The following is a 23,445-nucleotide window of genomic DNA, read 5'->3' as shown; positions in this document are numbered from 1 at the left end:
ATGCCTGCGCAAGCCCGTTTCATCGAGCACTACCGTAAAGCCGACCGCATCATGCTCGCCCTGATCTGGCTGATGACGCTGTTCTCCCTGGGCCTGGCGTTTTGGCACGACACGCTGCTGCAAGCGCTCATCATAGGCGGCGGCACCAGTGTGGTGCTGACCCTGGCCTATCGCGTCATCGGCGGCACCCGCCTGATGCGCTGTGCGCTGGGCGTTGGCCTGATGGTGATGGCGGCGTTGCACATCAACCAGGCCGAGGGCGTCATCGAATCACACTTCGGTATCTTCGCGCTGCTGGCGGTGCTGACGTTCTACCGCGACTGGCTGCCTATCCTGGTGGCCGCGGCTACCATCGCGGTGCACCACGTGGTGTTTCATGCCTTACAGCACCAGGGCTTCCCGGTGTTTGTGATGGAGCATCACGGCGGCTGGAGCATGATTTTCGTCCATGCGTTCTACGTGGTGATGGAGACGGTCGCCCTGCTCTATCTCGCGGTACACAGTCAGAAAGAAGCGGTAGAAAGCCAGGAAATGCTCGAAAAGATGCTCGCCGTCACAACCCAGTTCAGCGGTGAGGCCGTCAAGGGCAGCGCGGAAAAAGTTCATGTCTCACTCGCGACGCGTTTCGACCACTTTCTGACCCAGATCACCGGCCTGATCGACGGCGTCGCCCGCGACTCCCACGGCCTCGGCCAACTCGGCCAGGAACTGGCCCACGCCAGCGGCACCCTGGAAAAAGGCGCGCGCCACCAGTTGGCGGAAATTGCCCAGATGACCGACTCCATGCAACGCATGGAAGACGCCATGGGCCATATCGCGGTACACGTGGAGCATGCCGTCGAACACGCGGGGCAAGCCAGTCAGCAAGTCATCCGTGGCCAGGAAAGCGTCGGCCGCGCCCAGCAGGAAATCACCCAGCTCGCCACCCGCCTCCACGACACCAACGAGACGGTCCAGGGACTGGCCGTGCAAGCCGAACAGATCGGCTCGGTGCTGGAAGTCATCAGCAGCATCGCCAACCAGACCAATCTACTGGCACTTAACGCCGCCATCGAAGCCGCCCGCGCGGGTGAGCAAGGGCGCGGGTTTGCCGTGGTTGCCGATGAGGTACGCAGCCTGGCGCAACGCACGGCGGTGTCGACCCAGGAAATCAAGACGATCATTGAAGGCTTGCAACACGGCAGCCGGCAAGCGGTTGAAGCCATGCACGACAGCCGCCAAGGGGTGGAGCGCTGCGTGGAAGACAGTCAGCTGGCGGTGGAGATGCTGCGGGCGGTGGGCAATGATATTTCGCAGATCGATCAGTTGAATGGGCGGATTGTGTCGACCACCCGTGAGCAATCCACGGCAAATGTGGAGATTGTGGGGCGGCTGCAGTCGGTGCAGAGCATTGCGCAGAATACGGCGCAGGATGTGGAGACGCTGGCCCGGAGCAGTGAGCGCTTGCCGCCGATTGCGGTGCGGCTGGATGCGTTGGGGCGTCGGTTTCATCAGTGAGCGGACGCTCGATTGACCCCGATTTTTTCTAGTAAATTTGGAGTTTAAGGACTAACCCATGGATGTGATTTCAGCGCACCTATTTTCTACAAATCACCGCACTCAAATTGAAGCAAGCGATCGCTGTGGCTGTTTTTACTGCTTAGGTGTGTTTTCGCCTTCAGAAATCACTGAATGGGTTGACCTAGATGGCACCGCTTTGTGTCCGAAGTGCGGGATCGACTCGGTTATCGGTTCAGCATCCAGCTTGCCGATTACCCCTGAATTTCTCTCGAAAATGCACGAGTATTGGTTCTAAAAGATTCCGTCACTCGATGGCATCCCTTCTGTTTGAGATCTACAGAGGAGCTTTATCTCAGTGCCGCACGTTTCGGCTACGTATTTACACACTCTGGGCCGGAAGCATTCACTATTGGCTCTGTTAACGTCTCTCTCTGAACACAACTCACGGACGGCTTCATGGAACGACTCCATCCTCGTGGCATTGATGCGGACGGTTATATCCTCACCGTGTCCAACGTCGAGATGCAGCCACAGTTTCAGGCTTTGCTGACGGACGTTTGCATGACGCTCGCGCAGCCGGAACCTGTGCTGGACGGGATTTATCTTTATGGCAGTGTCGCGAGAGGCGACGCCGTGCCGGGGGTTTCTGACCTTGACCTAACCCTTATTCTGCACAGCCCTCCTACGTCGCAGGATCTGGAAATGCTGGAGTCGAAAAGGCGCACGCTGGAAAGTCGGCATGCCGAAGTCACCAAGATCGATTTCGATATCGGTACGCTTTCTGAAGTAATGGCGGCTGACAATCGATTGAGCTGGGGGTATTGGCTCAAGCATCACTGTCGTTGCTTATGGGGCAATGATCTGACCCAACGCTTCGACCGGTTCAAGCCGTCGCGCGATATCGCCATTGCCGTGAATGGTGACTTTGAATTCGTACTGACCCGGTATGCCGACCTTATCGACCAGGCGACCACACCGACGCAATCGCTGCGCTTGCAGCGCGAAGCTTCGCGCAAACTCATCCGGTCAACTCAAGTGCTTCGCTCTGAACAGGACCTGATGTGGCCGCAAACATTGGAAGAGCTGGTAGAGCAGTTTGTTCAGCATTACCCGAGTATGAGAATGCAGATCTCTTTTTTCTCGTCCCAGGCAAGGAATACGGATGCCAAGCCGAAGAAGTTTACGACTCAGCTCCATCGTTTTTTGACCTGGATGGCTATACAAACCGGTTGAATCCATAACGCGCCTATGAAATCAGGGGCGATTCATGTACCCACAGACGGGTTATCACGCATGCCATTACCGCGAAATTCGATATCCATAACCTGTTGGTTGCTTCATGGGGTTACTGAATTGAGTGAGTCATCCTAAGCGATCCTGGATCATCATCGGAAGATACGCTTCCAAGCGACAACAGGCCTTGGATCAACTCCCCATGAATGGCCGATACTCCTTTTCTTATTGATGAGTATCAGCCTCCTCTGCGGGGTAAAACTCGCCCTCCTTCCCTATTTTTTTCAGCCGCTCGCGCACAATTACCTCAACGCTGACCACGGCGGCTTGATCGTCAGGGTTGACCAACTGCAAGCACAGGCGTTGGACATTCTGATCGTGGGTGCCCTCGCTCATCATCTCGTGGGTGAAGACCTGTTCGCCACGCCATAGGCATAGCTGGGTATGCGTCCCGCCGAGCCATATTTCGTTGATTGATCCAAGGTCGGTGGTCGCTAGTTGATCGACGGTGATTGTCTTATCCATTGCGCTGTACCTTACCCATGAGTAGATACAGGTAGACTTACCGGCATAGCGGGTCGTTCCACGCGTTGGCAGTTCAACCGGGCTAATGGTGGTTAAGCACGTCCCGGTTAGAACCAGGACAATTGACGATTGAAGGCGGACAGTGCGAGCCGATAAGGGCAATCATATGAATGATCCTGCTGTTTTACATGCAAATGGCCGCGCCTGGATCAACCTTGATCTCCCCTCCTCGGGCCGATACTGCCAGCTCAACAGATGGCGTGCAGACTATGGAACGACCGGCTGCTATCGACCCAAAGCGGACGGTGGCGGCAGGTAGAAATCGGCCTTGAGCAGACATTCAAGAGGCGACGTCAGTGGGACTGCTACTAAGCACCTCATAGGTCAACCCAGCCTCAAAATATGATGCTCTCCACTCAAGAAATCCTACTTCTGGCTCGCACAACAAGAGAACGGTACATCCAGCCTCCCCCATTGAAACCCTTTCCACCACGGCGATATCTCCAGGAGCCGCCTCCCGAGAACTCATCCAGTCCCTGAGTACCACCGCCGCCCGGTCAATAGTGATCAGTTTTATGATACTGCCCTTGGAAAGTGTCATGCCGTCTTGCCTAAACTTGTGAACGTATCTGGCTTGTAAACCTATTTGGAGATTTAAGGAAGGTCTGCTCCTGGCCGATTGCCGCCAGTCACCAAGGGTAGCAATCGGACAAAAGCTGCCCTCACAAAATACCGCTCTCAGCCAAAAGCAGCGGACAACGCCAAACTATCCGGCGTTACTGCACCTTGCATAGCCCTTTTCCATAGGACGGGGCTTTGAGCGTGAACAGGCTACTTGAAATAGCCTGTGCGGCGTATCCGCAGGCTGTAGACCCAAACGGCAATCAGCAAGGCTGCTTGTAGGGCGGCCGGCAGTACGAACCAGGCAACCTGCACATATTGGCTGGCCGATACCAGGAAAACTTCCGGAAGCATGAGCGGGATTAGCATCAGCCCGAAAAGTAACGAGCCCAATAGAAACCACGAAGATTTTGCACTGCGCAACCATAGCAACAAGCTGCCCACGGCCAACAGAATGCAGGTCAATGCAGCGGGGAGCAGCATGATGATCGAAATATCACCCGTCCTGGCCATACCCCAGCCGTCACTGACCACCCAGTAGGCAATTTTTATTGTGAGAATCAAGCAATAAGCCACCGAGAATGTGACCATCGCCGGGCGTGAGGGGTTTCGTACCTGAGGTGTACTTGTGTCCATAAGTTCCAGATCTAGCGACAGGCCGGATCATCCAGCCAACCGCTGCAGTCTACCGAACGCTCGGGCAATCACGAAGCTGCCGGCGAACATGGCGCACGTCGAGCAAAACTCATCCCAACTCCCGCCCCAAAAACGGCGCAGTCCGGCTGCTCTTGCTCTTCGCAACTTTCTGCGGCGTGCCACTCACCACCACCTTCCCGCCTCTATCCCCTGCCCCCGGCCCGATATCAATCACCCAATCACTCTGCGCCACCACACGCATTTCATGCTCCACCACAATCACCGTATGCCCCGCCTCCACCAGATGATTCAACTGGCTCAACAACCGATCCACATCCCGCGGATGCAACCCGGTTGTCGGCTCATCCAGCACATACAACGTCGCGCCCCGAGCATTACGCTGCAGCTCGGTTGCCAGCTTGATCCGCTGCGCCTCCCCGCCTGACAACTCGGTCGCCGGCTGGCCAAGGCGCAAATACCCCAAGCCAATATCCCGCAGCACTTGCAGCGAGCGCAGCACACCCGGCTCTTCGGCAAATACCTCTACCGCTTGTTCAACCGTCAGCCCCAGCACTTGGGCAATGGTCAGCCCTTCCCACTTGATCGCTAATGTTTCCGGGTTGTACCGCGCGCCATGGCACGTCGGGCATGGCGCGTACACGCTGGGCATGAACAGCAATTCAACGCTGACAAAACCCTCGCCTTCGCAGTTCGGGCAGCGGCCTTTGGCGACGTTGAAAGAGAATTGCCCGGCATCGAAATTGCGCTTTTTCGCCGCCGGTGTAGCGGCGAACAGTTTGCGCACGTTGTCGAACAGCCCGGTGTAGGTCGCGAGGTTGGAACGTGGTGTGCGGCCGATAGGTTTCTGGTCCACTTGCACCAGGCGGCGGATGTGTTCCAGCCCGCCGCTGATGCGGCCGCCACTGGTTTGCGGGGCGTCGTCTTCGAGGCTGGGTTCGTCTTCGGTTTCCACCACGCGGCCCAGGCCTGCGCCTACCAGTTCCAATAGCGCCTGGCTGACGAGGCTGGATTTACCCGAGCCGGAAATGCCGGTCACGGCGGTGAAGCAGCCCAGGGGGAAGTCCACGCTGAGGTCGTTGAGGTTGTTGCGCGTGACGCCTTCCAGGCTCAGCCAGCCGGTGGGTTGGCGCGGTGGTTGGCTGACCGGGCGCTTTTCGGCGAACAGGTATTCGCGGGTTTGCGAGGCTTCGATCTGTGCCAGGCCGGCGGGTGGGCCGCTGTACAGGACTTGGCCGCCGTGTTCGCCGGCAGCCGGGCCGACGTCGATCAGCCAGTCGGCGCGACGCATGGTTTCAAGGTCGTGTTCCACCACGAACAGTGAGTTGCCGGCGGCCTTCAGGCGGTCGAGGGCGGCGAACAGGGCTTCGCCATCGGCAGGGTGCAGGCCGGCGGACGGTTCGTCGAGTACGTAGATCACGCCGAACAGTTGCGAGCCCAGCTGGGTGGCCAGGCGCAGGCGTTGCAGTTCACCGGATGACAGGGTCGGTGTGCTGCGCTCCAGGGCCAGGTAGCCGAGGCCGAGGTCGGTCAAGGTGCTGACGCGTTCCAGCAGGTCCTGGGCGATGCGTTGGGCTGCCAGGCGTTTTTCCACGGAGAGTTTTTTATCGCCCTGCCCTTCGGCCACCGGGCGCAGGAGCTCGGCGAGTTGCAGCAGGGACATTTGCGACAGTTCGCCAATGTCTACGCCGGCAAATTTCACCGACAGCGCGGCCTTGTTCAGGCGCTTGCCTTCGCACAGCGGGCATGGGCTGCCTTGCATGAATTGCGACACGCGCTTTTTCATCAGGGCGCTTTGGGAGTGGGTGAAGGTGTGCAGGATGTAGCGCCGGGCGCCGGTGAAGGTGCCCTGGTAGCTGGGTTCGAGTTTGCGTTTGAGGGCGTCGCGGGTTTGGGCAGGCGTGAAGCCGGCGTACACCGGGACGGTGGGGGTTTCTTCGGTGAAGAGGATCCAGTCGCGCTGCTTTTTCGGCAGGTCTCGCCATGGGATGTCGACGTCGTAGCCGAGGGTGACGAGGATGTCGCGCTGGTTCTGGCCTTGCCACGCCAGTGGCCAGGACGCCACGGCGCGTTGGCGGATGGTGAGGGAAGGATCGGGCACCATCAACGCTTCGGTCACTTCGTACACGCGGCCCAGGCCGTGGCATTGTGGGCAGGCGCCTTGGGGCAGGTTGGGGGAAAAGTCTTCGGCGTACAGCATCGGTTGCCCCGCCGGGTAGCTGCCGGCGCGGGAGTAGAGCATGCGGATCAGGCTGGACAAGGTGGTGACGCTGCCCACCGATGAGCGCGTGCTGGGTGTGCCGCGCTGTTGTTGCAGGGCCACGGCAGGTGGCAGGCCTTCGATGGAGTCGACGTCGGGCACGCCGACCTGGTCGATCAGGCGGCGCGCATAGGGCGCGACGGATTCGAAGTAGCGGCGCTGGGCTTCGGCGTAGACGGTGGAGAATGCCAGCGAGGATTTGCCGGAGCCTGACACGCCGGTGAACACCACCAGGGCGTCACGGGGAATGTCCACGTCGACGTTGCGCAGGTTGTGTTCCCGGGCACCCCGCACCCGCACGAAGCCTGGGCGTTGGGTGGTGAGTGAGGTGTCTGGGGGCAGATTGCGCTGGGAAGTCATGGGTAACCTTATCGGTGTGTTCAAGGCAGTGAAGATCCACTGTGGGAGCCGGGCTTGCCCGCGATGGCGGTGTGTCAGTTGCCAGATGGGGGTCTGATACACCGCCATCGCAGGCAAGCCAGCTCCCACAGTGGATTGGCGTTGCGGGTTAGATCTCCATTCGTCACATCATTCGGGAAGTCAGCACCGAGCGCACCCGTTGCGCCAACTCATCCGGGCTGTAGGGTTTGCTCAGCAGGTGAATATCGGCGCTCAGCAGGTGGTTGCTGGAGAGAATGTCGCGGGTGTGCCCGGAGGTGAACAGCACCGCTATCGCCGGCACTTGCTCACGCGCCCATTCGGCCAGGTCGGTGCTTTTGACCCGGCCCGGCATCACGACGTCGGTAAAGATCAGGTCCGGTTGCAGGCCGCCGTGTAGCATCTGCATGGCCCTGTCACCGTCTTCGGCGGTGAGCACGGTGTAGCCGGATTGTTCGAGCAATTCCACTGCGGCCGCGCGTACGCCTTCATTGTCTTCGACCACCAGAATGGTCTCCTGGCCGCCGCAGTGCTGTGGCGTAAGGGCGACAGGTGCTTCCTGGCTTTCCGGCCGGAGGCTGCGGGGGAAATACATCTGCACCACAGTGCCGCTGCCCTCCACGCTCTCGACCTCAACATGCCCGCCACTTTGGCGCACGAACCCGAACACCATGCTCAGGCCCAGGCCGGTACCGTGCCCATTCGGCTTGGTGGTGAAAAACGGTTCGAAGGCCCGTGCCAGGATCGTCGGTGACATGCCGGCGCCGCTGTCGGCGACGGCCAGGCGCACATATTCGCCGGGGCTGATGCTTTTGCCGGCGCAATCCGGGGGGTTGAGGATGATGTTTTCGCCGGTGATCCGAATCACGCCCTCGCCTCTCATGGCGTCCCGGGCGTTGATCGCCAGGTTGAGCAAGGCGTTTTCCAGTTGGTTGCGGTCGACGTTAATGCACCAGGGATCCTGGGGCAGTTGCACATCCACTTGGATGGTTTCTCCCAGCGCCCGCTGCAGCAACTCACCCAGGCCTTCATAGATGCGCAGTGGGTTGTACACCGCTGGCGACAGCGGCTGGCGACGGGCGAACGCCAGCAGTTGCGAGGTCAGTTTGGCCCCGCGTTCCACTGCCGCGATGGCGGCGCTGACGCGGCGCTGCACCTGGAGGTTGTCCGGTTCATGCCGGGCCAGCAGGTGCAGGTTGCCGGAGACCACTTGCAGCAGGTTGTTGAAGTCGTGCGCCACGCCGCCGGTCAGGCCGCCAATGGCTTCCAGTTTCTGCGACTGACGCAACTGTTCTTCGGCGGAGGAACGGGCCTGCACTTCGGCGGCAACGCGCTGTTCCAGGTTGTGAGTGAGTTCCTGACGCAGGCGCTCGGAGATCACATGTTCGGTGGTCTCCACCACAATCGCCAGGACCCCGGCCGGTTGCTGGTCGTCACCGGCCACGGGGCTGTAATACAGGTCCATCCAGACTTCTTCCGGGCGGCCGTCGCGCAACAGTTCCAGGGGCAGACTGCGGTAGGACAAGGTGCCGCCGGCCAGGCAAGTGTCGACCACATTGCGGTTGAAGTCGGCGACTTCCGGCCAGCCCAGCTCTACCGGTACCCCCAGCAGGTAGGGGTGGCGGCCACCGGCAAACACTGAATAGCTGTCGTTGTAGATCATGTAACCCGTCCGTCCCCACAGCATGACCATCGGGATGGGCGATGCCAGCATCATCTGCACGGCACTGGTCAGGCTGGAGGGCCAGTCACCAATCGGGCCGAGGTCGGTAGTGGACCAATCGAATGCACGAATCCTCTGGGCCATTTCGCCAGCCCAGCCATCACAGCCGTGGTTATCGGATAAAAACTGCATCAGTCGGCTCTGCAAAAGATAAAAGGTGGGCGGTGATGAAAACTTTGAGCCCGGCGGCAGCAGTTGGTTTCATTGCATATTGCTTATGCCGGCATGAAGGGGCAAGGGCCGATTCAGCGAAAATCCCGGCTGCGCACATTGATGCCCGACAGCAGCGGGGTCAGGTCGGTCAGGCGCCCGGCGATCAGGTGTCGAACCTCCCCCACGGCCTCCCAGCGCCCATCCACTTTGAGCAACCGCGAGCCCACCAGCGCCTGGCGCTGGCGCTCGGCCAGGTCGCGCCAGACCACCACGTTGATATTGCCGAACTCATCTTCCAGGGTAACGAAAGTGACGCCGCTGGCCGTGCCCGGGCGTTGTCGACCGGTGACCAGGCCGGCGACGCTGACGTTGCGTCCATGCTCAACCAGCAGCAACTCCTTGGAACTGCGGCAGCGTCGTGCGCGCAACTCATCGCGCAACAATGCCAATGGATGTGGGCCCAGGGTGGTGCCGACGCTGGCGTAATCGGCATACAGGTCTTCGCCCACTGTCGGCTTCGGCAGTTCCACTACCGCTTCATCGGGGCTGGCCAAACCGGCAAATAGCCCAAGTTGCTTTTGCACCCCGGCCACCTCCCAGCGCGCCCGGTGCCGATGCCCGGCCAGGCCACGCAAGGCACCGGCATCCGCCAGCAACTCCTGGGCGCGGGTGTCCAATCGAGCGCGCTCGCCCAGGTCGGCAATGTCGAAAAACGCCCGTGCCTGGCGCGCCGTTTCGATGCGCCGGCCATCCTCTTCGCGAAACCCGGAGATCATCCGCAAGCCCATGCGAATCGCCGGCTGTTGGCCTTCGATCGGTTCAAGGCTGCAGTCCCAGTCACTGGCTTGCACATCCACCGGGCGAATCTGCAAATGATGGCGACGGGCGTCCTGCAGGATCTGGTCCGGGCTGTAGAAACCCATGGGCCAGCTGTTGATCAGCGCGCAGGCAAAGGCTGCCGGCTCATGGCATTTGAGCCAGCAACTGGCGTAGGTCAGCAAGGCGAAACTGGCGGCGTGGGACTCGGGAAAACCGTAGCTGCCAAAGCCCTTGATCTGCTCGAAGATCTGCGCGGCGAAGGCTTCGCTGTAGCCGTTTTTCAACATGCCGGTGCGCAGGCGTTGCTGGTGAGGCTCGAGGCCGCCGTGGCGTTTCCAGGCGGCCATGGAGCGGCGCAACTGGTCGGCTTCGCCAGGGCCGTAATCGGCGGCGACCATGGCGATCTGCATGACTTGTTCCTGGAACAGCGGGATGCCCAGTGTGCGCTCCAGCACGGCCTTGAGTTCCGGCGATGGGTAGGTAGTTTCTTCCTCCTTGTTCCGCCGCCGCAGGTACGGATGCACCATGCCGCCCTGGATCGGCCCGGGCCGCACGATGGCGACCTCAATCACTAGGTCATAAAAGGTCTGTGGTTTGAGCCTTGGCAACATCGACATCTGCGCCCGCGATTCAATCTGGAACACACCAATGGTGTCGGCCTTGCTGATCATCGCGTAGGTCGCCGCGTCTTCCTTGGGCACCGTGGCCAGGCTGAGGTCCTGATTGCGATGGCGGCGCAGCAGGTCGAAGCAGCGGCGAATCGCACTGAGCATGCCCAGCGCGAGAATATCCACCTTGAGCAGGCCCACGGCGTCGAGGTCGTCCTTGTCCCACTGGATAATGGTGCGATCGGCCATGGCCGCATTTTCTACCGGCACCAGAGTGTCCAGCGGGTGTTCGGAAATCACGAAACCGCCGGGGTGTTGGGACAGGTGCCGGGGGAAGCCGATCAGTTGTTGGGTCAAGGTCAGCACCCGGCGCAACACCGGGCTGTCGGGGTCGAAGCCACCTTCGCGCAAACGCTCCAGGGGTGGTGCTTCATCGCTCCAGCGTCCGCAATAGTCGGCCAGGGCGTTGACCTGATCCGGCGGCAGCCCGAGGGCCTTGGCCACGTCGCGCACCGCACCAGCGCCGTGGTAGCTGCTGACCACCGCCGTCAACGCGGCGCGGGTACGGCCGTAGCGTTGGAACACGTATTGCAGCACTTCTTCGCGGCGTTCGTGTTCGAAGTCCACGTCGATGTCCGGCGGCTCGTTGCGCTCCCGGGACAGGAAGCGCTCGAACAACATGCTCGTCAGAGTGGGGTCGATCTCGGTGATGCCCAGGGCAAAACACACCGCCGAGTTGGCCGCCGAGCCGCGGCCCTGGCACAGGATCGAACGGCTGCGGGCGAAGCGCACAATGTCGTGCACGGTGAGGAAGTAGCTTTCGTAGCCCAGCTCGGTGATCAGCTTCAGCTCATCGTTGATCTGCCCAAGGGTCTTGGCGTCCACGCCGTGCGGCCAACGCTGGGCAATGCCCTCTTCGGTCAAGGTACGCAACCAGCTCTCAGGCGTTTGCCCTTCGGGCACCAGTTCCCTCGGGTATTGATAGCGCAACTGGCCGAGGTCGAAGGTGCAACGCCGGGCGATATTCAGGGACTCTTCCAGCAAGTGCGCCGGGTACAGCGCGGCCAGTGCATCGAGGCTGCGCAAGTGCCGTTCGCCATTGGGATGCAGGCGCGCACCGGCTTCGGCCACCGGGACGTGATGACGGATCGCGGTCATGGTGTCTTGCAGGGCACGGCGGCCACGCACATGCATATGCACATCGCCGCAGGCCACCGCCGGCAGGTGCAGGCTGGCGGCCAGGTTCAAACGTTGTTCAAGGTGGCGGGCATCGTTCTGACCGCAATGCAGCTCCACCGCCAGCCACAGGCGATCGGTAAACGTGCTGCGCAGCCATTGGATATGGGCCTGGGTGTCGGTGTCTTCGACCATCCATAACGCCAGCAAACCTTGCACGGATGTGAAGTCTTCCTGCAGCAGGCGGTAGTGACCTTTTTCCGCACGGCGGCGGGCGATGGTGATCAGCCGGCACAGGTGCTGATAGCCCTCCAGGTTCTCCACCAGCAATACCAGCTTGGGGCCGTTTTCCAGGCGCATCTCGCTGCCGATAATCAGCGGCAACTCGACTTCCTTGGCCGCCTGCCAGGCACGGACGATGCCCGACAAGGTGCACTCATCGGTGATCGCCAGCGCTGCGTAGCCCTGCTGCTTGGCCCGCTCGAACAGCTCGCGGGCACTGGAGGCGCCACGTTGGAAACTGAAGTTGGACAGGCAATGCAGCTCCGCGTAATTCATGCGAACCAACCTTGCAGCCACAGCGCGCCGTTTTCGCCTACCGTGCGGTAAGCCCAGCCCTGTTGGCCGGCGCGGGTGCGCACCAGGTAGTAATCGCGGCGCACATCGGCGCCATCCCACCAGCCGGATTCGATGCGCTCCGGGCCCATCAGGATGTGTAGACCTTGCTCGGCCAGGGGCGTCGGTTCATGCAACAACCAGCCGGGGCGCTGCACGTTGTTTGAGGGCGAGCACGGGCGAAGATCAGCACCGGCTTGCCAAGCGCATTCGGGGCGGTGGTCAGCGTGAAAGCGCAGGCCTTGCACCGCCTCGTCTCCAAGCCGCGCCCGCAGGCGTTCGCGCAGTTGTTCCCACGGCAGGGTTTGTTGCGGGCGCTCGTCGAACAGGTCCTGGCGCTGGGGCACAAACACCGGCAGGTCCTGAGCCACCAAGCGAAAGCCACGCACCGGCGAGGTGACTTGCACCTGCTCCAGGCGGCCACGGGCCAGTTCAAACAGCATCGCTGCGTCACGCTCGGCGCTGAGCAGGCCGACCTTGATCACGCTGTCGGGTTCTGCGGCGTGTTCCAGGTGCAGGTCAAAGCGCTGCACGCCACTGTCGCGGCCACACAGGAACGCCGATAAATCGCCGGTCAAACGGCGCAAGGGAAATAGCAAAGCCTGGTGGGACAGCACATCAAAATTCAGCTCGATGCGCACATCGAACTGGTCCGGCGGTTGGTAGAACGCCAGGGCCAGGGGCCGTTGCCCGCACAGTGCATCGAGGTGTTTGAGCAGCGCCGCGTCGAAACGCCGGGCCAGGGTATGCCGGGGCAATGCCTGCACCTGGGCCAGGGTGCGCAGGCCCATGCGCGACAACGCGGTGGCGGCTTGCGGGTCGAGGCCGGCGCGATCGATGGGGATCGGCGCCAGGGCTTGTTGCAGGCCTTGCTCATCGGCCACGGCCAGGCCGTCGTAGGCATTCGCCAGAATCCGTGCCGCCGCCGGGTTCGGCGCGGCGACGATGCGGTGGCGAAACCCGAGGTCGGTCAGTTCCTTGCGCAAGCGCGCTTCGAGCAATGGCCAGGGCCCGAACAGGCCCAGGCTCGACTCGATCTCAAACAGTAACGCCCGTGGGTAATACACGCTGACCTGGGAGCTGAAACGGTAAGCCCAGGCGGCGAGAAATTGCTGCCAGTATTCGATCTGCGCCGGGTCGTATTCGGCGCAGGCAAAAGCCTTGGTCAAGGCATGGGCCGCCGTCAGGGATTGGCCGGGGCGCAGGCCGAGTTTGCGGGCGGCCTCATTGACGGTTTGCAGCACCCGCCGCTGGGGCGTGCCGGCCAACAGGGCCAATGGCTGATCCGGTTCGGGGCGCAGACGCAGCACCCCGTCCAGCGCCAATTGCGGGAAGACAATACACACCCAGCGCATGCCAACCTCAGTGCCCAAGCGCAATGGGCGCGGGATGGGCCAGGCCGCCCCGGCACTTGAGCACCCGCACTTGCGCAGGGCTCGCCTCCACCGCCAGGCGCAAGGCGGCCGGTGACGGGTTGATGGCCTCGTTCAAGGAACGCCAGGCAAAGGCCAGGGTCTGGCCCGTTTCCGCCGCCACCTGCAAGCGGCGCAAGGCCCGGTCATCGGCCTTGCGCGGCCAGCACAGCACCGCGCCACAACTGCCGGAACGCAGGCATTGCTCCACGGCCCACAGGGCGTCACGTTCATCGGCCTGGATCACGGAAAGCTGGCGCACATCCACCCCGGCGTTTTGCCAGGCGTGGGGGTACGGCGTGTAAGGCGGCGCAACCAGCACGATGCGCTCGCCGGCCGCCGCCAATCGCGCCAGGGTCGGCCACACCAGTTGCAACTCGCCCACGCCCTCCTTCGCCATCAGGATTTCGCTCAACGCCGCTTCCGGCCAGCCACCGCTGGGCAGCACTGCATCCAGGGCCGCAAGCCCGGTGGGATGGATGCTGGCAGGCGGCGCGGCGGGCCGGCCTTTCCAGACCCGGCCGCCATTGAACAGCGAGTCCAGTGCAACGACGGCGCCCATCAGCCTTGCCTCACCAAACCGCAAAACACCCCTTCGATGGCCAGGTCCTGATCGGGCCGCACCACGATGGGTTGATAAGCGGGGTTGCGCGGCAGCAAGCGCACGCGCTCGCCGACGTGTTCGAAGCGCTTGATGGTGACTTCACCGTCCAGGCGCGCCACCACAATCTGCCCGTTCAAGGCCTCGGCACTGCGGCGTACACCCACCAGGTCGCCATCGAGGATGCCATCTTCGATCATCGAATCGCCCTGCACCCGCAGCAGGTAATCCGGGGTTTTCGCGAACATGGCCGGGTCGAGTAAGAGGCGGTTGTGCACTTCAGCGTCGGCGCCGATGGGCAAGCCGGCAGCTACCCGGCCGAGTACCGGGATGTCCAGCAGCTCCGGCCGCGCCGGTTGATTGAGCAGGCGAATGCCGCGTGCCTGGTTGGGGTTGACCTCGATAAAGCCACCCTCGGTCAGCGCCAGCACATGCTTGCGCGCCACGCTGCGGGAGGCAAAGCCGAACGCCTCGGCGATCTCGGCGAGGCTGGGAGACTGGCCTTGCTGCGCGATACGGTCGCGGATAAAGGTCAGGATGGCGGTACGGCGGGGCGTTAGATTCGTCATGGAGTACATTTGTACTCCTGTGGGAAATTTCTAGCAATATCCGTCAGTCGCTTCCTATGTGGTCACGGTAGCTGTGTTGGCTCTTGCTCTTCACCACTCATGACTTTTGGTAAAGAGTCCTTTTCGGATTCAGCGGTTTTTCTGAAGGAACGAGGGGTCGATACTCGACTCCATTGTTCACATCACTTCAGGAGTCACTCATGTCTATTCCCGCATTCGGCCTCGGTACGTTCCGCCTGCAAGGCCAGGTCGTCATCGACTCCGTCAGCACCGGCCTGGAGCTGGGCTACCGCGTCATCGACACCGCGCAAATCTACGAGAACGAAGCCGACGTCGGCCAGGCCATTGCCGACAGCGGCATCCCACGGGACGAGCTGTTTATCACCAGCAAGATCTGGATCGCCAATTTCGCCGAAGGCCAGCTGATTCCCAGCCTCAAGGAGAGCCTGCGCAAGCTCCAGACCGATTACCTGGACCTGACCCTGATCCACTGGCCATCGCCGGAAGACCAGGTGCCGGTCGCCGAATTCATGGGCCAGTTGCTGGAAGCCAAGCGCCAGGGCCTGACCCGCCAGATCGGCATTTCCAACTTCACCGTCGACCTGATGAAACAGGCGATTGCCGCCGTCGGTGCCGAGCACATCGCGACCAACCAGGTCGAGCTGCACCCGTACCTGCAAAACCGCACCGTGGCGGATTTTGCCAAGGCCCATGGCATCCAGATCACTTCCTACATGACCCTGGCCTACGGCGAAGTGCTGAAGGACCCGGTGATCCAGCAGATCGCCGAACGTCATCAGGCAACCCCGGCGCAAGTGACCCTGGCCTGGGCCATGCAACTGGGTTACGCGGTGATCCCGTCGTCGACCAAGCGCGCCAACCTGGCCAGCAACCTCAAGGCGCTGGAGCTGACCTTGAGCGACGCCGATATGGCGCAGATCGCCGGCCTGGAGCGTGACCATCGGCTGACCAGCCCCAAAGGCATCGCCCCGAACTGGGACTAAGCCGCAGGGCTGCGGGACAACTCCCGCAGCCACGGCAGTACCCGCAAGCCACAAGTGGCTGGCGGCGGGTCGATGATGTCCATGAAGTGTTCGAGGTTGACGCTGTCCGGCGCTCCCGGCAGGCGCACCAGCAGTGTCGGTGTGGCGGCCGGCGTGCCCAGGTCGCGGATATCGTAGACCAGCACATGGCGAATCTGCGGGTGCTGTTCCTGGTAGGCCAGTACCCCGCCCTCGCTGTCTGCCAACCCGGCATTGATGATCAGCACGTCGAACGGCTCCGTCGGGATGGCCGTGAGGATCAGCACTTCTTCAAAAGTTTGCACCGGGACGATGCGGTAGTAGCCCAATTGGTTGAGCATTTTTTCGATGTACAGCCGTTGAAGGTGCTGTTCATCGGCGATCAGGATGGTCAGTGCTTTGTTTGGCATGGCGATCACCTGAGCAAGGAGCGCTCGTGAGGGACTGGGCGGCCTATTTTCCAGACATATCTCGAAGACTAAATAAGGCTTGTTCCACCTTCATGTAGGAGTTGTCCCAAATAGCTCGAATGACAGCCCTCGCCGGTCAAGTCTGATTGCAATAAACCGACAACCCGTGATGCAGGTGAGCGAGCGCTTCGTCCACGTCGTCGACGGTACCGGCCAGCTCGTTATGCGCTTGCCGTTCACAGACGTTTTCCAGTACCTCACAGCACTCCATCAATGCCTGGGCCTTAACCATGCGCGCGCCGCCTTTGGTGCGATGGGCCAAGTCATGCAGGCCGGCAAAGTCGGCCTTGCGTTGCAGGATCAGCAACTGCCCATGGTCGGCTTCCAGGCTGTCGAGCAACGGCGCCAGCAATTCTTTTACCGCGTCGATATCGCCCCCGGTCAGTTTCTCCAGGTGGCTCAAGTCAAAGTCTGCCGATGGCTCATCTGCGGTGGCCGGTGCCACAGAAGGCGTTGCCGTTCGCAGCACCAGAGCCGCATGCAAATCCTCAAGGCCGGTGGGTTTGAACAGACAGCCATCCATTCCCGCCTGCCGGCAACGTTCGGCCTCCTCGGGCTGGGCATTCGCGGTGAACCCCAACAGCAGGCAAGGCGCCAGGCCACGCTCACGCTCCAGGGTGCGGATATCCCGCGCCAGTTCGTAACCGTCCTTGAACGGCATATTGCAGTCGGTAATCACCCCGTCAAAATGACCGGACAACCACAACTCAAGCCCCTCGACGCCATCTTCGGCAGTGGTGATTCGGTGCCCCAGGAAGCTCAACTGCCGGGCCAGCAGCAGTCGGTTGGCCGGGTAGTCATCCACTACCAGAATGCTCAGTGCATGAACCGGCGGAGTTTCCAAGGCAACGGATACGGCCGGTCTCAGGATCGCGTCGGCGACTTCCAGCTCCAGCGTGACGTCCACCCGGGTGCCCTGCCCCAACAGACTGCTCAATTGCAGTTGCCCGCCCATCATCTCGCACAGGTTGCGGCTGATGACCAGGCCCAGGCCCGAACCGCTGCGCGCCGATTGCGCGGTGTTGTTGCCCTGGATAAACGGGTTGAACAGACGTTTCTGGTCTTCGACACTGATGCCGATGCCGGTGTCTTCCACCCACAGCCTGAGGCTCAGGTAGCCGTTGGTAATCGCCGACGAACCGGACGCGCCAAGCCGTACCTGGCCATGGGGAGTGAACTTGATTGCATTGCTCAGCAGGTTCGACACCACCTGCTTGAAACGCATCGGGTCCACCAGCACGTATCGGTCAATCAGCGGGTCGAGTTCCACTTTCAATAGCAGGCCCTTGGCCCGCGCCAGCCCATCGAATACCCGTGCTACGGAAGACAGCAACTCGTGCAGGTTTGAAGGTTCAAGGGCCAGGGACAGATGGCCCGACTCAATGCGTGCGATGTCGAGAATATCGCCGATCAACTCCAGCATGCCCCGCGACGCATCAGCGGCCACCTCCAGCGCATCACGGTCGGCCCGATCCTGCTCGGCGGCTTTCAAGGCCAGTTCGATCATGCCGATCACGGCGTTCATGGGGGTGCGTATTTCATGGCTCATGGTCGCGAGGAAGGTGGTCTTGGCGCGATTGGCTGCGTCGGCATCCTCCTTGGCCTCCTGCAACTGGCCCAGCAGGTGCTGCCTTTCGCTGACGTCGACCCAGCCGGCGATCATGCCCACTACCCGCTCATCACCGTCGCGGTACGGCAGCATCCAGTGGTAGATGGTCAGCACCGTCCCGTCCGGCACCTTGAGCACACGGTCCTGGATCTGCGGCTCGCCCCGCTCCATCAGGCGCAGGTAATCCTGATGAAAAGACTCGGCCTGGGGACGATTGCCAGGGTCGGTCTCGACCACGGTTTTACCGGTCACATCCTCCAGCTTGTAATCGAACACATCGAGGTAAGCACTGTTGCATGCCATCAGCCGACCGAGGCGATCCCGCACATAAATCGGATGAGGCGTGCCGTCGATCAACACCCCCATAAAGCGCATCTGATCACTCAGGGCGCGCTCGGCCTGGACTCGTTTGCGGATCAGCTGGCGCAGATAGATTGCCCAACAGAGGGTGATCAGCAACAGCAGTGCCGCGAGGCTGAAGCCTTGAATAATTGCATTGCGGTGCCGCGCCCAGTAGCTGTCTTCAACCAGCACTTCGCTGCGCCAGTGGCTGGCCAACTCGTCCATTTCCTGGGGCGTGATGCTCAGCAGTGCTTTGTCGAGGATCGAATACAACTCCAGTTGGCTGCGGTTGACACCGAAAGCGATGCGGGCCGGCTCAGAGCCGACCGTGCTGGTAACCCGCAACCGGTCACGGTATTCGCGGGCAATCATGTAGCGGGCGCTGATCAAGGTATTGACGGCAGCATCGGCGCCGCCACTGGCCACCAGCGCCATGGCGTGTTCAGGGTTCTCGACGTCCACGAACTTGATGGTGGGATAGTCCCGGGCGATCCCCTCCTGCAGGCTATTGCTGCCAATCAGCGCCAGGCGCTTGCCGGCCATGTCTTCCAGGGTCAGGGGGGTGCCGTCATCAATGCGACTGACCAGCACAAACGGATTGATCAGGTAAGGTCGGGTAATGCGCACCTTTTCGGTCCGCTCGGCGCTGGGCGTGACCACCGCGATCATGTCTGCGCCACCCGCGCTGACCTTGTCGATTTGCTGGGGCATCGAGGTGCCCGGGATGAAGTCAAACTTCAACCCGGTGCGCAAGCTGATGCGAGCCAGCACCTCCGCGCTCAAACCTTCGAACGCGCCCTGCTTGTCGACAAATGAAACCGGCAGGAACTTGTCGAGTGCCGCGACCTTTATCCTGGGGTTCTTGTCCAGCCAACGCTGTTCACTGGCGCTCAAGCGCAACCGGTCCGCGCCCAGGAACCCAAGATTACCCGCACTCCAGCGCCGCAGGATTTCCATCTGCTCACTGACCGGAATAACGGCCAGCGCCGCGTTGATGATCGACTGCAGGCGCGTGTTGTCACGGGGGAATGCAAACCCGAAGGGATTGACTTCAAGTGACGAGAAATCCGCCATTCGAACGTTGTTCAGGTGGTTTCTGTTGATCAGGTAGTTGGTGCTGATTGCGTCCCCCAGGTAAACATCTGCTTGACCAAACGCCACCGCACCGATGCCCTCGAAGGTCGACGGAAAAAGCTGTAGCCGGGCATGGGGATAAAACGCCTGCACCGCATCAGGTTGCATGTAGTGATAGAACATCGCCACGCGCTTGCCGGCCAGGTCGGCACTCAAGGTCTGGCTGTCGCCTGTGCGGGTTACAAGTGCTGGTTGATCCATGGCGTAGGAGCGCGATAACACAAGTTGCGAGTCTGCTGCTTCGTAACCGTTGGCAGACCCCATAAAGTCCACCTCGCCGCGCTTGAGCGCGCTGATGGCTTCATCCCGATTGTCGTAGCGTCTGACTTCTATGGTGATGTTCAGTGCATCGGCGATCAGCGCCGCGTAATCCGCCGTAATCCCCTCAAGCTCATCGCTGGTGCTCAGCTCGAAAGGTGCGTAATCAGGCGCCGAAATCCCCATCAATAAGCGGCGCCGTTCGCGTAGCCAGCGCCAGTCCGCCTCTTGCAGCTCTACGGTGGGGCTTTCAAGAATGGAGTGCCCCAGCAGGTACAGGGTGCGTGGCTCACCCAGGGCCAGGCCTTGTGTACAAAACACGCCCAGCAGCAGACTTGCACTCAGCCACAAGACCCGGAAGTTGTTCATTTCAGATCAGGTGATTGCGCTGGGCGAACTTGGACAAATGCACCACCGACGACATCCGCAGCTTCTCCTTCAAGCGGGTTTTATAAGTGCTGATGGTCTTGTGGCTGAGCAACATGTCCTCGGCTATTTCCTTGTTGCCAAGCCCCAGTGCCAGCTTCTGCAACACGGTCAACTCACGGTCGGACAGCTCTGCCACCAGGTCCTGCTCGGTGGACTGCAAATCGTCGCGCCGCACCGAGCTGGTGGGCAGGCTCGGAAAGCAGCTGTAGTTGGACATCACGGCCTTGATCGCTTTTTGCAGTTCATCCAGCTCGCCGGTCTTGGCGACAAACCCCATCGCACCGGCCCGCATGCAGCGGGTGGAGAAGAACACCGCCAGGTAGGACGTCAGCACCAGGATCTTGCAAGGCAGGCCCAGCGCCTTGATTCGGCTGATCACCTCCAGGCCGCCCAATTTGGGCATCGCCAGGTCGAGGATGATCAGCTCGGGGCGCTCTTCCCTGGCGATCTGCATGGCATCGGCGCCGTTGCCGGCCTCGAAGATCGTGTCGAAACCTTCCTGCCTCAGCAGATAGCGCACGGTTGCGCGGATAAATGGATGGTCATCCACGATTAAAGCTTTGCTCATAAGGCTCCCCTGGGAGAATTCAGCACCGTTACACATCACACGGGACCTATCTACCTGTGAGAAATGACAGTTCCGACGAACGGCCCTGAACATTCCTACAAGCAATAGCCGGGTCCCTCCACTTGAACCGCGCATAACCATAGGTAAGCGGCACCGGCGTGCCTGGCTAGTCGCAAGCGCGCAACCTTACCAATGGAATGACGCGGCAACTGAAGGGATAGTCCCAGCTCGATGTAGGACTTTTCCTCACTAAAGCATAGTAAAGAGCGGCCTGCCGGGGAGCGGAGGTCGTCTAGTCGGTGGTACTTGGGCTCCAGAACGCCTGTACCACAAGAGTCGAGGTCGAAATACGCGCCACCAGCGCGTCCAGTTCGTCACCGTCTACGGAGGTCACGGCCAGCGTCGCCTCGATTTCCACCTCTTCAGGACCAAAGGGACGTACGTCCACGTCACTGGCCGGGTAGTTGCAGCGCGCAAGCTCGGCTTCGAGCAAGGCCAAGACCGCTTTTTGCTGGGTACGCCGGGCCACCACGTAGAGAATGTTGGTGACCTCGGCCGACACCACGTCCAATGGCTGGCGGTTGATGTTATTGACGATCGGCCGCAGCAAGGTGTTGGCTGCCAGCACAAACAACGTGCCCAGCAGCGCTTCGAGGATCAGGTCGGCACCGGCACACGCGCCCACCGCCGCCGATGCCCAAAGGGTGGCTGCGGTATTCAGCCCGCGCACGTTGCCCTCTTCACGCATGATCACGCCGGCACCAAGAAAACCGATGCCCGAGACCACATAGGCCACGACCCGCACCGCCCCTTCCGCGCCGCCCAGACGGTTGGCCATGTCGACGAAAATCGCCGCGCCCACCGCCACCAGCACATTGGTACGCAAGCCTGCTGTGCGCTGGCGGTACTGACGTTCGAAACCAATCAAGCCGCCGAGGATAAAGGCTGCGGTGAGGCTGACCAGCGTGTCGATCAGTGAGTTGAGGTTGATGTTGTTGATTGCTTGCATGGTGTGTCACTCCTGCGCGAGGAAACCTTCGGGCAGGTACGACCGTCCGGTGCCGTGGCCGAGTGGCGGGCACGACAGGACAGGCCCGCCTGTCGCAAACGACAGGCGCGTCCGTAGTACCGCGATGCAGGGCATCACGTACTGGTCAGCGTCGATGAGAGGGAACTCGGAATCGGGCCAGGACTGGCCGCTACCGGGATGCCGTTTCTCGCTTTTGGGCGAGACAACGGCATCGGAAAAATGCGCGTTATCTTGCCAAGTATGTGCCGGTTATCGAGACCGGCCGACGACTGTCACTCGAACAAGTACCCACTGAGGGTCTCCGCTATTGATGAAAACGCGCGAAGTTTACGCTCCGATTTAAGGAGAGTAAACCGTAGGAAAGCGCACCCGAAAGGGTTAGGAAGATTCTTCAGGTAGGGTTCAGGTAGGCGCCTCCACCCCCGTAGCAGCTGTCGAGCCTAAGCGAGGCAGCGTCGGCCGCACTGCGGTCATCAAGCCAGACACAGCACCGAGTCGCGCCGAACGCAGCCTCGCCCAGGCTCGACAGCTGCTACGCAAAGGACGGTCGATCACGCTCTACCAGCGCCAAATACTCATTGATCTGCCCACCCGCCAAGGCCTTCACCTGAATGGACACCCGATTCACCTGCCGCCCCATCTCGATCCCATCCCGAGTCCGCACCTGAACATACCCAAGCCGGGGCCAGAACCGCTCGGCCTTGACGTTGCCCACCACCACCGTCAGCCGCAACCAGCGTGCGCCCTGGCTCACCACCCACGTCTGGAGATCCGCATGCAGCTGCCGCGCAAAACCGGTGCCATGCAACGGCGTGGCCACCAACAGCAACCCGATATGCCAAACCCCGGCCGCCAGCAGGTCGGACGCCACATTCACCACCGCAACCAACTGCCCTTCGGCATTGCGATAGCCAATCCAGTACATCCGCGTGTAGCTCCAGGTGTCGGGCAGTTGAAGAGTCAACTCATCCTGCGCCTCCGTGGGCGTGGCAGGCTCACCGTTGACCGCGAGAAAATACTCCGGCGCCGCCTCGAAAAAGCCCTGCAGCTCGGCTTCATCCTCAAGGGTCAGCTCAACCACCCGAATGCCCGCTATCGAACTGCGCGGCAAGGCCATCGTTTCAACAACATCCATGTTCATCCCTTCTCAATCGTCGCGCGTCAGTACTTCCAGCAACTCAATTTCAAAGCGCAGATTACTGTTGGGCGTGATATGCGCGCCCATCGATCGCTCGCCGTACGCCAGATGCGCCGGTACAAACAACGTGCGAATGCCGCCGACTTTCATGCCCATCAGCCCCTGGTCCCAGCCTTTGATAACGCGACCGGTACCGATCACGCATTGAAACGGCTTACCCCGCTCCCAGGAGGAGTCGAACACCGTGCCGTCTTCGAGGGTGCCGGTGTATTGCGTGGTGATCAGGGCGCCTTTGACCACGGCTTTGCCGTCGCCTAGGCGGACGTCGGTTATTTCAAGTTCGTTGCTCATCGTGTTCTCTCGTTGTCACAGCAGCCGGTGTAGGTTAATCGATGAAAGCCAGCCGCCCTTTGCGCTAATTCAGGTAATGGCCAAAAACGAACGGCAGTTTACGTTTTCAGGAGAAGGAATGCCGATATGGAATGCCTGACTCCTGACAACTACACGTCCGTCAAAGGCCAAATCAGTGACATTTCTCTTTCCTTTGCAGGAAGCTTCCTAGAAAATTCTGCCCCCTTGTGCCGTTCAAATCACATGG

Annotated in this window: 18 protein-coding genes; 4 read left to right on the top strand and 14 right to left on the bottom strand. The window is 61.0% G+C overall.

Annotation, left to right across the window (positions count from 1 at the left end; genetic code table 11):
* The 3 genes from AU074_RS24650 (at position 1) to AU074_RS24640 (ending at position 2,733) form a co-directional block, all read left to right on the top strand.
* Positions 1-1,497: a methyl-accepting chemotaxis protein gene (locus AU074_RS24650; protein ID WP_076016929.1), complete on the top strand. Its 1,497-nt coding sequence runs from the start codon at positions 1-3 to the stop codon at positions 1,495-1,497.
* Between the two features lie 58 nt (positions 1,498-1,555).
* The gene (locus tag AU074_RS24645; protein WP_076016928.1) at positions 1,556-1,795 is read left to right on the top strand and encodes a cytoplasmic protein; all 240 of its coding nucleotides are present in this window, start codon (positions 1,556-1,558) and stop codon (positions 1,793-1,795) included.
* A gap of 161 nt (positions 1,796-1,956) precedes the next feature.
* The gene (locus tag AU074_RS24640) at positions 1,957-2,733 is read left to right on the top strand and encodes a nucleotidyltransferase domain-containing protein (protein ID WP_076016927.1); all 777 of its coding nucleotides are present in this window, start codon (positions 1,957-1,959) and stop codon (positions 2,731-2,733) included.
* A gap of 225 nt (positions 2,734-2,958) precedes the next feature.
* On the opposite strand, the gene AU074_RS24635 is transcribed toward AU074_RS24640, so the two are convergent.
* From AU074_RS24635 to lexA, 8 genes are all read right to left on the bottom strand, one after another.
* Positions 2,959-3,258, bottom strand: a complete 300-nt coding sequence (locus AU074_RS24635; protein WP_076016926.1) for a hypothetical protein — start codon at positions 3,256-3,258, stop codon at positions 2,959-2,961.
* Positions 3,259-4,089: 831 nt separating this feature from the next.
* On the bottom strand, positions 4,090-4,515 hold the full coding sequence (locus AU074_RS24625) for a hypothetical protein (protein WP_143503667.1): 426 nt from the start codon (positions 4,513-4,515) through the stop codon (positions 4,090-4,092).
* 109 nt (positions 4,516-4,624) lie between these two features.
* Complete coding sequence (gene uvrA, locus AU074_RS24620) at positions 4,625-7,153, bottom strand: excinuclease ABC subunit UvrA (protein WP_076016923.1); 2,529 nt, start codon at positions 7,151-7,153, stop codon at positions 4,625-4,627.
* Between the two features lie 163 nt (positions 7,154-7,316).
* Positions 7,317-9,026: an ATP-binding protein gene (locus AU074_RS24615; RefSeq protein ID WP_076016922.1), complete on the bottom strand. Its 1,710-nt coding sequence runs from the start codon at positions 9,024-9,026 to the stop codon at positions 7,317-7,319.
* Between the two features lie 113 nt (positions 9,027-9,139).
* Positions 9,140-12,229, bottom strand: coding sequence for an error-prone DNA polymerase (locus tag AU074_RS24610; protein ID WP_218191624.1), 3,090 nt, complete (start codon positions 12,227-12,229; stop codon positions 9,140-9,142).
* Positions 12,205-13,620 carry a DNA polymerase Y family protein gene (locus tag AU074_RS24605; RefSeq protein ID WP_076016920.1) on the bottom strand — a complete coding sequence of 472 codons (1,416 nt, stop codon included), beginning with the start codon at positions 13,618-13,620 and terminating at the stop codon, positions 12,205-12,207. Before AU074_RS24605 ends, AU074_RS24610 begins: the two co-directional genes overlap by 25 nt.
* Before the next feature lie 7 nt (positions 13,621-13,627).
* Positions 13,628-14,239 (bottom strand): translesion DNA synthesis-associated protein ImuA, encoded by a 612-nt coding sequence (gene imuA, locus AU074_RS24600; protein WP_076016919.1) that lies wholly within the window; start codon positions 14,237-14,239, stop codon positions 13,628-13,630.
* Positions 14,239-14,856: a transcriptional repressor LexA gene (gene lexA, locus AU074_RS24595; protein ID WP_076016918.1), complete on the bottom strand. Its 618-nt coding sequence runs from the start codon at positions 14,854-14,856 to the stop codon at positions 14,239-14,241. The genes imuA and lexA overlap by 1 nt, the downstream gene beginning before the upstream one ends.
* A gap of 191 nt (positions 14,857-15,047) precedes the next feature.
* Between lexA and dkgB the strand changes: the two genes are divergently transcribed.
* A complete protein-coding gene (gene dkgB / locus AU074_RS24590; RefSeq protein WP_076016917.1) occupies positions 15,048-15,851 on the top strand; it encodes a 2,5-didehydrogluconate reductase DkgB in 804 nt (267 codons plus the stop codon).
* Here dkgB and AU074_RS24585 read toward each other — a convergent pair.
* From AU074_RS24585 to AU074_RS24560, 6 genes are all read right to left on the bottom strand, one after another.
* Positions 15,848-16,279 (bottom strand): chemotaxis protein CheY, encoded by a 432-nt coding sequence (locus AU074_RS24585; protein ID WP_076016916.1) that lies wholly within the window; start codon positions 16,277-16,279, stop codon positions 15,848-15,850. The two genes, dkgB and AU074_RS24585, sit on opposite strands and share 4 nt — an antisense overlap.
* Positions 16,280-16,415: 136 nt before the next feature.
* Positions 16,416-20,051, bottom strand: coding sequence for a transporter substrate-binding domain-containing protein (locus tag AU074_RS24580; RefSeq protein ID WP_076016915.1), 3,636 nt, complete (start codon positions 20,049-20,051; stop codon positions 16,416-16,418).
* A 1-nt stretch (position 20,052) separates the two neighbouring features.
* Complete coding sequence (locus AU074_RS24575; protein WP_076016914.1) at positions 20,053-20,679, bottom strand: response regulator transcription factor; 627 nt, start codon at positions 20,677-20,679, stop codon at positions 20,053-20,055.
* 292 nt (positions 20,680-20,971) lie between these two features.
* Complete coding sequence (locus tag AU074_RS24570) at positions 20,972-21,688, bottom strand: MgtC/SapB family protein (RefSeq protein WP_076016913.1); 717 nt, start codon at positions 21,686-21,688, stop codon at positions 20,972-20,974.
* Between the two features lie 553 nt (positions 21,689-22,241).
* Entirely contained in the window at positions 22,242-22,844 is a 603-nt protein-coding gene (locus tag AU074_RS24565; RefSeq protein ID WP_076017138.1) for a GNAT family N-acetyltransferase, read from the bottom strand.
* A 12-nt stretch (positions 22,845-22,856) separates the two neighbouring features.
* Positions 22,857-23,198, bottom strand: coding sequence for an FKBP-type peptidyl-prolyl cis-trans isomerase (locus AU074_RS24560; protein ID WP_076016912.1), 342 nt, complete (start codon positions 23,196-23,198; stop codon positions 22,857-22,859).
* Positions 23,199-23,445 lie beyond the last annotated feature (247 nt).

It is taken from the genome of Pseudomonas sp. ATCC PTA-122608 (assembly GCF_001952855.1).
GTDB lineage: Bacteria > Pseudomonadota > Gammaproteobacteria > Pseudomonadales > Pseudomonadaceae > Aquipseudomonas.
The sequence above is the reverse complement of the archived record's forward strand: the minus strand, read 5'-3'. Positions and strand labels throughout refer to the sequence as shown.

What these genes read in the sequence shown, in the direction of transcription:
- AU074_RS24650 (WP_076016929.1), top strand. Translation starts at nt 1, where the DNA reads ATGCCTGCGCAAGCCCGTTTCATCGAGCACTACCGTAAAGCCGACCGC.
- AU074_RS24645 (WP_076016928.1), top strand. Translation starts at nt 1,556, where the DNA reads ATGGATGTGATTTCAGCGCACCTATTTTCTACAAATCACCGCACTCAA.
- AU074_RS24640 (WP_076016927.1), top strand. Translation starts at nt 1,957, where the DNA reads ATGGAACGACTCCATCCTCGTGGCATTGATGCGGACGGTTATATCCTC.
- AU074_RS24635 (WP_076016926.1), bottom strand. Translation starts at nt 3,258, where the DNA reads ATGGATAAGACAATCACCGTCGATCAACTAGCGACCACCGACCTTGGA.
- AU074_RS24625 (WP_143503667.1), bottom strand. Translation starts at nt 4,515, where the DNA reads ATGGACACAAGTACACCTCAGGTACGAAACCCCTCACGCCCGGCGATG.
- uvrA (WP_076016923.1), bottom strand. Translation starts at nt 7,153, where the DNA reads ATGACTTCCCAGCGCAATCTGCCCCCAGACACCTCACTCACCACCCAA.
- AU074_RS24615 (WP_076016922.1), bottom strand. Translation starts at nt 9,026, where the DNA reads ATGCAGTTTTTATCCGATAACCACGGCTGTGATGGCTGGGCTGGCGAA.
- AU074_RS24605 (WP_076016920.1), bottom strand. Translation starts at nt 13,620, where the DNA reads ATGCGCTGGGTGTGTATTGTCTTCCCGCAATTGGCGCTGGACGGGGTG.
- imuA (WP_076016919.1), bottom strand. Translation starts at nt 14,239, where the DNA reads ATGGGCGCCGTCGTTGCACTGGACTCGCTGTTCAATGGCGGCCGGGTC.
- lexA (WP_076016918.1), bottom strand. Translation starts at nt 14,856, where the DNA reads ATGTACTCCATGACGAATCTAACGCCCCGCCGTACCGCCATCCTGACC.
- dkgB (WP_076016917.1), top strand. Translation starts at nt 15,048, where the DNA reads ATGTCTATTCCCGCATTCGGCCTCGGTACGTTCCGCCTGCAAGGCCAG.
- AU074_RS24585 (WP_076016916.1), bottom strand. Translation starts at nt 16,279, where the DNA reads ATGCCAAACAAAGCACTGACCATCCTGATCGCCGATGAACAGCACCTT.
- AU074_RS24580 (WP_076016915.1), bottom strand. Translation starts at nt 20,051, where the DNA reads ATGAACAACTTCCGGGTCTTGTGGCTGAGTGCAAGTCTGCTGCTGGGC.
- AU074_RS24575 (WP_076016914.1), bottom strand. Translation starts at nt 20,679, where the DNA reads ATGAGCAAAGCTTTAATCGTGGATGACCATCCATTTATCCGCGCAACC.
- AU074_RS24570 (WP_076016913.1), bottom strand. Translation starts at nt 21,688, where the DNA reads ATGCAAGCAATCAACAACATCAACCTCAACTCACTGATCGACACGCTG.
- AU074_RS24565 (WP_076017138.1), bottom strand. Translation starts at nt 22,844, where the DNA reads ATGGATGTTGTTGAAACGATGGCCTTGCCGCGCAGTTCGATAGCGGGC.
- AU074_RS24560 (WP_076016912.1), bottom strand. Translation starts at nt 23,198, where the DNA reads ATGAGCAACGAACTTGAAATAACCGACGTCCGCCTAGGCGACGGCAAA.